12 protein-coding genes are annotated in these 12,760 nt (G+C 62.2%); 11 read left to right on the top strand and 1 reads right to left on the bottom strand.

Annotation, left to right across the window (positions count from 1 at the left end):
* Positions 1-36 precede the first annotated feature (36 nt).
* The gene (locus tag JL05_RS08435; protein ID WP_033632146.1) at positions 37-855 is read right to left on the bottom strand and encodes an IclR family transcriptional regulator; all 819 of its coding nucleotides are present in this window, start codon (positions 853-855) and stop codon (positions 37-39) included.
* 374 nt (positions 856-1,229) lie between these two features.
* On the opposite strand from JL05_RS08435, the gene JL05_RS08430 reads away from it, so the two are divergent.
* The 11 genes from JL05_RS08430 to araD all read left to right on the top strand — a co-directional run bounded on the left by JL05_RS08430 (position 1,230) and on the right by araD (position 12,697).
* A complete protein-coding gene (locus tag JL05_RS08430) occupies positions 1,230-2,783 on the top strand; it encodes a sugar ABC transporter ATP-binding protein (RefSeq protein WP_033632145.1) in 1,554 nt (517 codons plus the stop codon).
* Positions 2,776-3,858, top strand: a complete 1,083-nt coding sequence (locus JL05_RS08425; RefSeq protein ID WP_016930014.1) for an ABC transporter permease — start codon at positions 2,776-2,778, stop codon at positions 3,856-3,858. The genes JL05_RS08430 and JL05_RS08425 overlap by 8 nt, the downstream gene beginning before the upstream one ends.
* A 14-nt stretch (positions 3,859-3,872) precedes the next feature.
* Positions 3,873-4,973, top strand: a complete 1,101-nt coding sequence (locus JL05_RS08420) for an ABC transporter substrate-binding protein (RefSeq protein ID WP_033632144.1) — start codon at positions 3,873-3,875, stop codon at positions 4,971-4,973.
* Positions 4,970-5,845: an SMP-30/gluconolactonase/LRE family protein gene (locus JL05_RS08415; protein ID WP_174435778.1), complete on the top strand. Its 876-nt coding sequence runs from the start codon at positions 4,970-4,972 to the stop codon at positions 5,843-5,845. The genes JL05_RS08420 and JL05_RS08415 overlap by 4 nt, the downstream gene beginning before the upstream one ends.
* Positions 5,846-6,101: 256 nt before the next feature.
* A complete protein-coding gene (gene yiaK, locus JL05_RS08410) occupies positions 6,102-7,100 on the top strand; it encodes a 3-dehydro-L-gulonate 2-dehydrogenase (protein ID WP_033632143.1) in 999 nt (332 codons plus the stop codon).
* A gap of 13 nt (positions 7,101-7,113) precedes the next feature.
* Positions 7,114-7,584, top strand: coding sequence for a NanQ anomerase/TabA/YiaL family protein (locus JL05_RS08405; protein WP_033632142.1), 471 nt, complete (start codon positions 7,114-7,116; stop codon positions 7,582-7,584).
* Between the two features lie 123 nt (positions 7,585-7,707).
* Complete coding sequence (locus tag JL05_RS08400) at positions 7,708-9,003, top strand: MFS transporter (RefSeq protein ID WP_033632141.1); 1,296 nt, start codon at positions 7,708-7,710, stop codon at positions 9,001-9,003.
* Positions 9,003-10,493, top strand: coding sequence for an FGGY-family carbohydrate kinase (locus JL05_RS08395; protein WP_033632140.1), 1,491 nt, complete (start codon positions 9,003-9,005; stop codon positions 10,491-10,493). The genes JL05_RS08400 and JL05_RS08395 overlap by 1 nt, the downstream gene beginning before the upstream one ends.
* A complete protein-coding gene (gene ulaD, locus JL05_RS08390) occupies positions 10,490-11,146 on the top strand; it encodes a 3-keto-L-gulonate-6-phosphate decarboxylase UlaD (RefSeq protein ID WP_033632139.1) in 657 nt (218 codons plus the stop codon). Before JL05_RS08395 ends, ulaD begins: the two co-directional genes overlap by 4 nt.
* Before the next feature lies 1 nt (position 11,147).
* Positions 11,148-12,008 (top strand): L-ribulose-5-phosphate 3-epimerase, encoded by an 861-nt coding sequence (locus tag JL05_RS08385; protein ID WP_033632138.1) that lies wholly within the window; start codon positions 11,148-11,150, stop codon positions 12,006-12,008.
* Positions 12,002-12,697 (top strand): L-ribulose-5-phosphate 4-epimerase, encoded by a 696-nt coding sequence (araD, locus tag JL05_RS08380; RefSeq protein ID WP_033632137.1) that lies wholly within the window; start codon positions 12,002-12,004, stop codon positions 12,695-12,697. The genes JL05_RS08385 and araD overlap by 7 nt, the downstream gene beginning before the upstream one ends.
* Positions 12,698-12,760: the final 63 nt, after the last annotated feature.

Genomic DNA, 12,760 nt, shown 5'->3' with positions numbered 1-12,760 from the left:
TTGATGTTTCTAATCCAGTATCAGAAGCACTAATACTCAAATCGGCGTGACGAACCCCAGCTCCTGCGAGATGCGTTGCGCGGTGGCCAGCACCGGTTTGATCAGGCTTTTGACGCCGATCTGCTGCAGCTTGGCGGTCGGCAGAGAAACTGACACCGCATAAGGCACGCGCTGTTGAATATCGAACACCGGTGCCGCCACGCAGGAGACCCCCAGCTCGTTTTCCTCGCGATCCATCGCCAAGCCGCGCTGGCGAATATCGGCCAGTTCCTCATACATCTTCGGCAGCTCGGTAATGGTATTGCGCGTCAGCGTCTGAATCTCCTGCTGGTGAGTCTGCCAGTAGTGAGCCGGATAATCGTCGTTGCCGTAGGCCATGAAGATTTTACCCATCGCCGAACAGTACAGCGGCATATGCTGGCCGATATAGGCGCGAGTGCGCATCATGCCGGTGGTCGGCTCCAGCTTGTAGATCAGGATGACGTGGTCGTCTTCGCGGCTGGAGAAGTTGACCGTCTCCCCCACTTCCAGGTTCAGCTGCTCCAAATGCGGCGCAGCCACGTGGATGATGTTGAGTGACGACAGCGCCTTCTGGCCGATGGAAATGAACTTGGTGGTCAGGCGGTAACTGCCCGGCGACGGCGCCTGGGTCACATAGCCGCTGGTGTGCAACCCCTGCAGCAGACGATGCACCGTGCTCTTGTTCATGCCGGCCAGCTCAGACAGATGCGCCAGTGGGCACCCGTTGGGAAAATTGCTCAGGATCTCAATCAACTGCAAACCGCGGAACAGGCTTTGGCTGCCCAGCGGTTTGTCTTTCTTGTCATCTTTCTCGTCGACGGCTTTCAGGCTCATAGCGAAAATCTCTCCAGTGTCGAACCGCCAACCGGCGCTGCGGCGAAGTCAGCAGGCTCTTTGCCGGGCATGTTACCCCAAGGCCCGCATCAGGTGAAGACGGAACGCCGTTTCATTGTCCGCAGCGGGCCAAAAATCCGCAATATTTCCCCCGCATTGAAGTGAGCCATCGGTCACACTTCCGCAAAGTAAAAAATAACCCATTGTTTAATAACAGTAATTAAAACCTCATCGCCTTTGATTTAGCGCAACGAACGTCATATTATTTTTGAAATTGAATTTCACATATTGAAATTTAAAGGCCAGATAACCACCAGCGGTTTAGCTGATTTGCCCGGCATCTTCGCACGGGCGCAACACCAAGGGCGCATCACATGACTATCGATAATGCGGCACAACCCATCCTTACCCTCAGCCACATCGTCAAACGATTTGGCGGCAACGTGGCGGTCAACGACGTCAGCCTGCAGGTGATGCCGGGCGAGGTTCTGGCGCTGCTGGGCGAAAACGGCGCCGGCAAATCGACGCTGATCAAAGTGCTGGCGGGCGTCTACCCGCGTGACGGCGGCGATATTCGCTTTCAGGGCGCAAGCATCGCCTCCGCCGCCGCGATAAAAAGCGCCAGCCGCCAGCCGATCGCCTTTATTCATCAGGATCTCGGCCTGATCGAATGGATGACGGTGGCGGAAAACATGGCGCTGGTGATGGGGTTTCCCCGCCGCTTTGGGTTGATCGACTGGCGCGCCATTCGCCGCCGGGCGGCGCAGGCGCTGCAAGACGTCGGCATCGCGCTCGATCCCGATGCGCGCGTCTTCGAACTGTCTCGCACCGAAAAATCGCTGCTGGCGATCGCCCGCGCGGTGGCTGTCAACGCCGAGCTGCTGGTGCTGGATGAACCGACCGCCTCCCTGCCCGCCAACGACGTGCGTCATCTGTTCGCCGTGATCAACCGGCTGCGCGCCAAAAAGGTCGGCATGATTTATGTCACCCACCGTCTGGACGAAGTGATCGAAATCGCCGATCGGGTCTGCGTGATGCGCGACGGGCGCTATGTCGCCGGCGGCCACACCGCCGACTACTCGCTGCGCGATCTGGTGCAAACCATCGTCGGCGAAGCGATGGCGGACGATCAGCGCAAACCGCTGCCGGAGCATCGTCCGCCGGTGCTGCAGCTCGATAGCGTCACGGTGGGCGACATCGGCCCGGTGAGCTTCGAGTTGCAGCCGGGCGAGATGCTGGCGTTGGCCGGCCTGCGCGGGGCCGGGCAAGAAGAGATTGGCCGGCTGCTGTTCGGGTTGCGTCAGGCCGACGGCGGCGCGATTCAGTTTCGCGATCGGCCCTATCTGGCGAGCTCCCCGCAGCAGGCGATGGCCTGCGGCGTTTCACTGGTGGCGGGCGATCGCACCGGTGAAAGCCTGGTGATGTCGATGAGCGTGCGTGAAAACCTGTTTATCAACCCCTGCGCCAGCGGCCACCGGCTGCTCTCCCGCTACGGGCGGCGAGCGGAGATCGGCGCCAGTTGGTGGAAGGTGCAGCTGTTCGACGTACGCCCCAAGGACGTCAATATCGATATCAGCGCGCTGTCCGGCGGCAACCAGCAAAAGGTGGTGATGGCGCGCTGGATGCACCTGGGGGCGCCGCTGCTGATCCTGGAAGATCCCACCGCCGGCGTGGACGTCGGCGCACGAGCGGAAATCTACCACCTGTTGAATAAATCCCTGGCGGAAGGCGTGGCGGTGCTGGTGATCTCCAACGATTTCGAGGAGATCGCCCATATTTGCAACCGCGCGCTGGTATTCAACCGCGGGAAAGTGGTCGGCGAATTGAAAAATCAACAGGTGTCATTCGCCAATTTATTGGAGCTGGCCTCCGCCAGCACCGGGGAAAGCGTCGCAATCACGTCAGAATCCGAGGTAGGCCATGTCTAAAACATCCGTTAAATCAACCGCGCTGGAGCAGCGCGTCAGCCTGGCGCAGGACGGCGCCGGCCCGTGGCTGATGCAGGTTCTCACCCGCTATGGCCTGCTGCTGCTGTGCATCGCGCTGGTCGTGCTGTTCTCACTGCTCACCCCCTCCTTCGCATCGATGCTGACGCTGCAGGCGATCCTGTCGAGCAAGGCCAAAATCGCCCTGTTGGCGCTGGCGGCGACCATCCCGATGATCGTGGGCAAGATCGATCTTAACGTCGGCTTCGGCATTGTGCTGTGGCACATCCTGGCGATCACGCTGCAGGTGGAATACGGCTTCTCCTGGCAGATGGCGGTGCTGACGGTGCTGGCGATTTCGGCGCTGTACGGGTTGCTGAACGGCATTCTGGTGGCACTGGCCGATATCGACAGCTTCGTCGCCACCCTCGGCTCCGGCACCGTACTGTACGCCATTGCCCTGTGGCACTCCGGCGGGCGGCAGATCGTCGGCGACTTGCCGGATGCCTTTATCGCGCTGCACCACACCGAGATCGCCGGCATTCCGATCGTGGCGTTTTACGTGCTGATCGTCGCGGTGGTGCTCTGGCTCATCACCGAACATACCCCGCTCGGCCGCTGCATGTATGCGGTGGGCGGCAACCCGGCGGCGGCGCGTCTGAACGGCATCTCGGTCAATCGCTTTACCATCGGCGCCTTCATCGCCTCCAGCGTGCTCACCGGTTTCAGCGGCGTATTGATCGCCGCCGAACAGGGCGTCGGCCAGGCCAGCGTCGGCATGGACTATCTGCTGCCGGCGCTGGTCGGCGCCTTCCTCGGCAGCACCACCATTCGCCCAGGGCGCGTCAACGTCTGGGGCACCGTGGTCGGCATCGCCATTCTGGCAATCGGCATCGCCGGCATTCAGCAGTTCGGCGGCGAATTCTGGGTCGAGCCGCTGTTCAACGGCGCGACGCTGTTGCTGTCGATCACCCTGGCCGGCTATGCCCAACGCCGTCGGCTGCTCAATCAGAAAGCGGTACAACGCAGCCAGGCGACGCCGGCTGACAACAACAATCAGACAGCGACCCACCCTTAAACCAGGAGCACACCATGAAACGCATTTGGCTGTTACCGGGGTTCACGACCTTGCTGCTCGCCGCATCGCCGGCCTGGGCCGACGCCTATCTCGATCAGGCCACCGCCGCCGTCGCGAAGGCCACCGCCAGCGCCACCCAGTGGGACGGCCCCACCAGCGGCCCGCAGCTGCAGGCCAACAAGAAGATCATTTTTATCGCCTCCGACATGAAGAACGGCGGCGTACAAGGGGTGCAACAGGGGTTGAGCGAAGCGGCGAAAGCCGCCGGCTGGAGGCTGGAAACGCTCGACGGCGGCGGCTCGGTGAAAGATCAGCTGGCATCGCTCAATCAGGCCATCGCCCAGAAACCGGACGGCATCGTGATCGGCGGCTGGAACCCTAACGTCGCCAAGATCCCGCTGAAAAAGGCCGTACAGCAGGGCATCGTGCTGACCGCCTGGCACGCGGTGCCGGAACCGGGCCCCATCGCCAAATACAACGTGTTCTATAACGTCACGTCGGATTCCAACGAAGTGGCGCGCATCGCCGCGCAATACGCGGTGGTGCAGTCCGGCGGCAAGGCGAGCGTCTTGATCTTCACCGACTCGCTGTACCAAATCGCGTTGGACAAGGCCAACGTCATGAAAGAAGAGATCGCCAAATGCAGCGGCTGCACGCTGCTGGAATTCATCGACACGCCGCTGGCCGATACCGCCAACCGCATGCCGGCGATGACCTTCAGCCTGCTGCAGAAGTACGGCGACAAATTCCAATATGCGCTGGCGATCAACGATCTGTACTTCGACTTTATGGCTCCGGCGCTGAAGACTGCCGGCAAAGGCGGCAAGAACGCGCCTTACAACGTGTCGGCCGGCGACGGTTCGATCTCCGCTTACCAGCGTATCCGGTCAGGCGACAGCCAGTCGGCGACGGTGCCGGAGCCCTTGAAACTGCACGGTTGGCAACTGCTGGACGAATTCAACCGCGCCTTCGCCAAGCAGCCGCCTTCCGGCTACGTCACGCCGGCGCACCTGGTGACACGCGACAATATCGCCGCCGACGGCGGCGCCAATAACCTGTATGACCCGCAAAATGATTATCAGGGCCATTACAAAGCGATCTGGGGCGTGAAGTGAACGGCGGCATTCGGCATTCATTGCGCACGCACGCTCAGCTCGAGCGCTTGTGCTCACCGGCGATTTGGGCCGAAGGGCCGGTCTGGCTGCCGCAGGAGGATACGGTGGTGTTCAGCGACGTGAAAGGCAACCGCATGTTCCGCTGGTCGCGCCGGGGTGAGCTGGCCCTATACCGTTCACCGTCGCACTACGCCAACGGCAATGCGCGCGACGGCGAGGGGCGCGTGGTCAGCTGCGAACACGGGCGGCGCGGCATCAGCCGCACCGAAAGCGATGGCGAAGTGCGCCTGTTGATCGACCGCGTCGACGGCAAGCGCTTTAACTCGCCGAACGACGTGGCGGTGCGTTCCGACGGCACCCTGTGGTTCACCGATCCGCCCTACGGCATCATCGGCGACGAAGAGGGTTACAAATCGGAAAGCCAGGTGATCGGCTGTTACCTCTACAGCTTCGATCCGCGCGACGGTTCGCTAACTATTGCCGCCTGCGACCTGCAGCGCCCGAACGGCCTGGCGTTTTCACCGGATGAAAAGTGGCTGTATGTGGCGGACATGTCGATCGTGGATTTCCCGACGCTGGGCCGCCGCGAGCTGCGCGTCTATGCGGTCAACGGCCGCGAGCTGGAAGCCGGCCGCCATTTCGCGACGGTGGAGCCCGGTTTCCCAGACGGGTTCTGCGTCGATCGGGCCGGCAATCTGTTTTGTAGCTGCGCCGACGGCGTGCTGGTCTTTGATCCTGAGGGGCGACAGATCGACAAAATCAGCGTGCCGGAACGCGTCTCCAATTGTACCTTCGGCGGCCCGAACGGCGATGAGCTCTATATCACCGCCACCACCTCGCTCTACCGCATGGTGCTGAACACTCGCGGTTAGCCGGGGTCTTGCAAGACGCAGGGTGGGTTTCGATCCGCCCTGCTTTGTCACGTCTGAAGCACGCCATCCCCACCAAAACGTGGCGGCGATCACAAAATCACCACTCAATTTTAACGTCATGTTTTTCATGAATAATTTTACTCCCCCTTGCTTTGACTTCCCTGAACCGCCGGGATAGCATTTATTTGAAATGCAATTTCGCATATTGAAATTTAACGAGCCAAAAACAGACGATTCGCACAGGCGGAGAACCGGCATGAGAGTGAGTTACAGCGAGTTAAAACAGCAATTCAAACGCGTGCTGCTGGCGCGCGGCGTGGCGGAACATCTCGCCGACGACTGCGCCGGCATGTTCGCCGACACCACCGCCAGCGGCGTTTACTCCCACGGCGTTAACCGCTTTCCGCGCTTTATTCAGCAGTTGGACGCCGGCGATATCGTGCCGGACGCCGAACCCAGCAAACTGTTGTCTCTGGGGGCGATCGAGCAATGGGATGCGCACCAGGGCATCGGCAACCTTACCGCCCGCCGCATGATGGATCGCGCCATGCAGTTGGCCGACGATCATGGCATCGGCCTGGTGGCGCTGCGCAACGCCAACCACTGGATGCGCGGCGGCGGTTACGGCTGGCAGGCGGCGGAGAAAGGCTATATCGGCATTTGCTGGACCAACTCGATCGCCGTGATGCCGCCGTGGGGCGCCAAAACGTGCCGTATCGGTACCAACCCTTTGATCGTCGCCGTGCCCGGCAACCCGATCACCATGGTGGACATGTCGATGTCGATGTTTTCCTACGGCGCACTGGAGCTGAACCGGCTGGCGGGCAAAACCCTGCCGGTGGACGGCGGCTTCGACAACGACGGCCGCCTGACCCGCGATCCGGCCACCATCGAAGAGAATCGGCGCATTTTGCCGATGGGGTACTGGAAAGGATCGGCGCTGTCGATCGTGCTGGACATGATCGCCACCCTGCTGTCCGGCGGCGCTTCGGTGGCGGAAGTGACGGAGGATCACCGCGACGAGTACGGCGTCTCGCAGGTGTTCATCGCGATTGAGATAGACCGGTTGATCGACGGCGACAGCCGCGATCAAAAACTGCAGCGCATCATGGATTACGTCACCAGCGCCGAACGGGACACCCCCGACGTCGCCATTCGCCTGCCGGGCCACAAGTTCCCGCGCATTCTGGCAGAAAACCTGCGCGACGGCATTCCGGTCGACGAACGAGTCTGGGCGCGCATTCAGGCGCTGTAACGGGAGGAGCATCATGATATTCGGCCACATCGCCAACACCGCGCCCGAGCAGTACCCGACGCCGGTCGCCAACGCCGTCGCCTATTTGCAGCGCACCGATTTCAGCGTCTTGCCCGCAGGGCGCTATGAAGATCCCGCCACCGGCTACGTGGTGCAAGTGCTGGATCTGCATACCCAACCACCGGATGCGCTGCGCCCGGAAGTCCACCGGCAAAACGTCGACGTGCAGTTTCTGGTCAGCGGCACCGAACTTATCGGCGTAGCGACAGACAATGGCGACAACGTCGTTCATCAGGAGCTGCTGGCGCAGCGCGACATCCTGTTTTATCAGGACGTGGCCGACGAATCCTGGCTCACGATGCGGCCCGGCAACTTCGCGGTATTTTTCCCACAGGACGTGCATCGCCCGGCCTGCATTAACCAACGCCCCAGCGCGATACGCAAGGTGGTGGTGAAAATACCGCTGGCGTCGTTTAGCGCCTGATAGCCGCCACACCGTAACGATAACAACACCGGTCCATGGGCCTGTGCGGGCGCCCCTGCGCCCAAATCAAGCAAAACAATAACGCCCGACCCTACAAAAAAGCGAACATCGAAAGAGGTCCTTATGAATACAGCCTCCGTTTCCGTCAGCCAAAGCCAGGCGATCCCCAAGCTCCGCTGGCTGAGGATCGTGCCGCCGATCCTCATCACCTGCATCATTTCTTACATGGACCGGGTCAACATCGCCTTCGCCATGCCCGGCGGCATGGATGACGAACTCGGCATCACCGCCTCGATGGCCGGGCTGGCCGGCGGCATCTTCTTCATCGGTTACCTGTTTCTGCAGGTGCCCGGCGGCAAGCTGGCGGTATACGGCAACGGCAAGAAATTCATCGGCTGGTCACTGTTGGCCTGGGCGGTGATATCGGTGCTGACCGGGCTGGTCACCAACCAGTACCAGCTGCTGTTCCTGCGCTTCGCCCTCGGCGTTTCCGAAGGCGGCATGCTGCCGGTGGTGCTGACCATGATCAGTAACTGGTTCCCGGATAAGGAGCGCGGCCGCGCCAACGCCATCGTCATCATGTTCGTGCCGATCGCCGGCATTCTCACCGCCCCGCTGTCGGGTTGGATCATCACCGCCTGGGACTGGCGCATGCTGTTTCTGGTGGAGGGCGCTCTGTCGCTGGTAGTCATGGCGCTGTGGTACTTCACCATCAGTAACCGGCCCCAGGAGGCCAAATGGATCTCGCAGGCGGAAAAAGAGTATCTGGTAAAGACCCTGCACGACGAACAGCTGCTGATCAAAGGAAAAACGGTGCGCAACGCCTCGCTGCGCCGGGTGCTCGGCGACCGGATCATGTGGCAGCTGATCCTGGTGAATTTTTTCTACCAGACCGGTATCTACGGCTACACCCTGTGGCTGCCGACCATTTTGAAAGAGCTGACCCACGGCGATATGGAACAAGTGGGCCTGCTGGCTATCTTGCCCTATATCGGCGCCATCTTCGGCATGCTGATCATCTCCACCCTCTCCGATCGCACCGGTAAGCGCAAAGTCTTCGTCGCCCTGCCGCTGGCCTGCTTTGCCGCCTGCATGGCGCTGTCGGTGCTGCTGAAGGATCACGTCTGGTGGTCTTACGCTGCGCTGGTCGGCTGCGGCGTATTTATTCAGGCGGCGGCCGGGGTGTTCTGGACCATCCCGCCCAAATTGTTCAACGCCGAAGTGGCCGGCGGCGCGCGCGGCGTGATCAATGCGCTGGGCAACCTCGGCGGCTTTTGCGGCCCGTATATGGTCGGCGTCCTGATCAGCCTGTTCAACAAGGATGTCGGTGTCTACAGCCTGGCTGCCTCGTTGGCGATCGCCTCCGTGCTGGCGTTGATGCTGCCCAATAAATGCGACCACAGTACGAGGAGCGAATGATGGAATATTGGCTGGGGCTCGACTGCGGCGGCACCTTCATCAAGGCGGGTTTATACGACCGCAGGGGCCATGAACACGGCGTTGCGCGGCGTAATCTGGCGATCGTCGCGCCACAGCCTGGCTGGGCCGAGCGCGATATGGCATCGCTGTGGCACACCGCCGCCGAGGTGATCCGTGAAGTGCTGTCCGCCAGCGGCGTCGTCGCCGGCGCCATCCAGGCCATCGGCATCTCGGCGCAGGGCAAGGGCGCGTTTCTGCTGGATAAACAGGGGCAGCCGCTGGGCAACGCCATGCTTTCTTCCGATCAGCGCGCGCTGGCGCTGGTGCAGGAATGGCAACGGCAGGGCGTGCCGCAAGCGCTGTATCCGCAAACGCGCCAAACGCTGTGGACCGGGCACCCGGTCTCGCTGCTGCGCTGGCTGAAGCGGCATCAGCCGGAACGTTACGCCCGCATCGGCAGCGTGCTGATGGCGCACGACTACCTGCGCTATTGCCTGACCGGCGAGCTGGCCTGCGAAGAAACCAATATCTCCGAATCCAACCTGTATCAGATGCGCAGCGGACGCTATGACCCGGCGCTGGCGCAGCTGCTGGGCATCGGCGACATCATGCCCGCCCTTCCGACGATTGTCGGTTCGGCCGATATCGCCGGGCGCGTCGCGGCAAACGCCGCGGCCATTACCGGCCTGCAAATCGGCACCCCGGTAGTCGGCGGGTTGTTCGACGTGGTGTCCACCGCGTTGTGCGCCGGCCTGCAGGACGAAACCCGGCTCAACGCGGTGATGGGGACCTGGTCGGTCACCAGCGGCATCACCGATGCCATCGTCGAGGGTTTCGATCATCCCTTTGTCTATGGCCGCCACGCCGAAAACGGCCAATACATCGTACACGAAGCCAGCCCCACTTCCGCCGCCAACCTGGAATGGTTCTGTCACCAATGGGGACTGCAGGACTACGACCAGCTTAACCGCTGGGTCGCCGCCCTGCCGAAAGCCGCCGGCGATCTGCTGTTCGCCCCTTTCCTGTATGGCTCCAACGCCGGCCTGGGGCTGAGCGCCAGCTTCTACGGCCTGCAGGCCTTCCACCAACGCGAGCACCTGGTGCAGGCGATCTACGAAGGCGTGGTGTTCTGCCACATGACGCACCTTAACCGCATGCGCCGGCGTTTTCCTGAGGCGCAGGCGCTGCGCGTGACCGGCGGCCCCGCCAAATCCCGCCCCTGGATGCAAATGTTCGCCGACGTCAGCGGCCTGCCGGTTGAGCTGCCGCAGGTGGAAGAAACCGGCTGTCTGGGCGCGGCGATGGCGGCCATGGTCGGCAGCGGCGTCTTCAGCGATTTCACCGCCGCCCAGCGCCGGCTGGCGCCGCGTATCGAGCGGCTGCTGCCTGATGCGGCCGCCGCCGAAGCTTACGACCACAAACACCAACGTTATCAGGCACTGATTGCTGCATTGCAACATCTGCAGCCCGCCAACAAGGAGGCTCCATGAGCACGAAACCGCGCCTGCAGCTGGCGCTCGATCAAACCCGTTTGGATACGGCGCTGCGCACCGCCGAGACCCTCAGCCCCCATGTGGACATCATCGAGGCCGGTACCATTTTGTGCATCAGCGCCGGCATTCAGGCGGTTAGCGCGCTGCGCGAGCGCTGTCCGCAGCACACGCTGGTGGCCGATCTCAAGGTGGCCGACGCCGGTGCGACGCTGGCCGAGCAGGCCTTCGACCAGGGCGCGGACTGGATGACCGTGATCTGCGCCGCGCCGTTGGCCACCATGGCCAGCGCGCGGGAGGTCGCCGAGCGTCACGGCGGCGAAATCCAGATCGAACTGTTCGGCCGCTGGACATTGGAGGATGCGCGGCAATGGCACGGCCTTGGCATTCGCCAGGCGATCTATCACCGCGGCCGCGACGCGCAGGCCAGCGGGCAAACCTGGGGCCGACAGGATCTGGATCGGATGAAGGCGCTGTCCGATCTGGGCATCGAGCTGTCGGTGACCGGCGGCATCACGCCCACCGACCTGCCGCTGTTTAAAGAGATCGCCGTCACCGCCTTTATCGCCGGCCGCGCGCTGGCCGAGGCCGGCGATCCGCCGGCGGCCGCCAGGCAGTTCCGCGCCGCCATCGATGACATCTGGAGATCATGATATGCGTCAGCACCCGTTGGGAATCTACGAGAAAGCACTGCCGAAACACCTGAGCTGGCCCGAGCGCCTGGCGCTGGCCAAGGCCTGCGGCTTCGACTTCGTCGAAATGTCGGTGGACGAAAGCGATGAACGCCTGGCGCGCCTGAGCTGGAGCAAGGCGCAGCGCTTGGCTCTGGTGGAAGCCGTGCTGGAAACCGGCATCCGCATCCCGTCGATGTGCCTCTCCGGCCACCGGCGCTTTCCGTTTGGCAGCCACGATCCGGCGCTGCGCCAGCGCGCCTTCGACGTGATGGAACAGGCCATTCAGCTGGCCAAAGACGTTGGTATCCGCACCATCCAGCTGGCCGGCTACGACGTGTATTACGAAGAGCAGGACGAGGGGACGCTGGCGCGCTTTAGCGAAGGCATGCAGTGGGCGGTAGAGCGTGCCGCCGCCGCCCAGGTGATGCTGGCGGTGGAAATCATGGATACCGCCTTTATGAACTCGATCGGTAAATGGAAAGCCTGGGACGCCCTGCTGGCCTCGCCGTGGTTCACGGTATATCCGGACGTCGGCAACCTCAGCGCCTGGGGCAATGACGTGCCGCGCGAGCTGGAGCTGGGCATCGATCGCATCGCCGCCATTCACCTGAAAGACACCTACCCGGTCACCGCCGCTTCGCCGGGACAATTCCGCGACGTGCCGTTTGGCGAAGGCTGCGTCGACTTCGTCGAGGTGTTTCGCACGCTGCAGCGCCTCAATTACCGCGGCGCATTCCTGATTGAGATGTGGACCGAAAAAGCCGAGGAGCCGGTGGCCGAGATCGTTCAGGCCCGCCGCTGGATCGAACAGAAAATGCAACAAGGGGGCATGACATGCTGACTCAGTTAAAACAACAGGTGCTGGAGGCCAATCTCGATCTGCCGCGCCATAAGCTGGTGACCTTTACCTGGGGCAACGTCAGCGCGGTGGATCGCGAACGCGGCCTGGTGGTGATCAAGCCTTCCGGCGTTGAATACGAGCATATGACGGCGGAGGATATGGTGGTGGTCGATCTGGCCAGCGGCCGCACCGTCGAGGGGGCCAAAAAACCGTCGTCGGACACCGCCACCCATCTGGCGCTGTACCGCGAATTCGCCGATATCGGCGGCATCGTCCACACCCATTCGCGCCACGCCACCATCTGGGCGCAGGCCGGGCTGGATATCCCCGCCTGGGGAACCACCCATGCCGACTACTTTTATGGCGCGATCCCCTGCACGCGCCTGATGACCCAGGAAGAAATTGAGCACGATTACGAACGGGAGACCGGCAAGGTGATTATCGAAACCTTCCGCCGGCGCGATATCAATCCCAACGCGATCCCGGCGGTACTGGTCAACGCCCACGGCCCCTTCGCCTGGGGCAAAGACGCCCACAATGCGGTGCATAATGCGGTGGTGCTGGAAGAAATTGCCTACATGGGCATTTTCTCGCGCCAGCTGACGCCGGGCATTCACAGCATGCAGCGCGAACTGTTGGACAAACACTACCTGCGCAAACACGGCCAACACGCCTACTACGGGCAGTAGCGCGCCGGGGCTTTAACCGTGGCACCCGATGCTTTGCCGCATCGGGTGCCAACGGGCATGAGG

Source organism: Serratia nematodiphila DZ0503SBS1 (assembly GCF_000738675.1).
GTDB classification, from domain to species: Bacteria; Pseudomonadota; Gammaproteobacteria; order Enterobacterales; family Enterobacteriaceae; genus Serratia; species Serratia nematodiphila.
The sequence above is the reverse complement of the archived record's forward strand: the minus strand, read 5'-3'. Positions and strand labels throughout refer to the sequence as shown.

Bases quoted from the DNA above. Each gene is read 5' to 3' on its own strand.
- JL05_RS08435 (WP_033632146.1), bottom strand. From the start codon at position 855: ATGAGCCTGAAAGCCGTCGACGAGAAAGATGACAAGAAAGACAAACCG.
- JL05_RS08430 (WP_033632145.1), top strand. From the start codon at position 1,230: ATGACTATCGATAATGCGGCACAACCCATCCTTACCCTCAGCCACATC.
- JL05_RS08425 (WP_016930014.1), top strand. From the start codon at position 2,776: ATGTCTAAAACATCCGTTAAATCAACCGCGCTGGAGCAGCGCGTCAGC.
- JL05_RS08420 (WP_033632144.1), top strand. From the start codon at position 3,873: ATGAAACGCATTTGGCTGTTACCGGGGTTCACGACCTTGCTGCTCGCC.
- yiaK (WP_033632143.1), top strand. From the start codon at position 6,102: ATGAGAGTGAGTTACAGCGAGTTAAAACAGCAATTCAAACGCGTGCTG.
- JL05_RS08405 (WP_033632142.1), top strand. From the start codon at position 7,114: ATGATATTCGGCCACATCGCCAACACCGCGCCCGAGCAGTACCCGACG.
- JL05_RS08400 (WP_033632141.1), top strand. From the start codon at position 7,708: ATGAATACAGCCTCCGTTTCCGTCAGCCAAAGCCAGGCGATCCCCAAG.
- JL05_RS08395 (WP_033632140.1), top strand. From the start codon at position 9,003: ATGGAATATTGGCTGGGGCTCGACTGCGGCGGCACCTTCATCAAGGCG.
- ulaD (WP_033632139.1), top strand. From the start codon at position 10,490: ATGAGCACGAAACCGCGCCTGCAGCTGGCGCTCGATCAAACCCGTTTG.
- JL05_RS08385 (WP_033632138.1), top strand. From the start codon at position 11,148: ATGCGTCAGCACCCGTTGGGAATCTACGAGAAAGCACTGCCGAAACAC.
- araD (WP_033632137.1), top strand. From the start codon at position 12,002: ATGCTGACTCAGTTAAAACAACAGGTGCTGGAGGCCAATCTCGATCTG.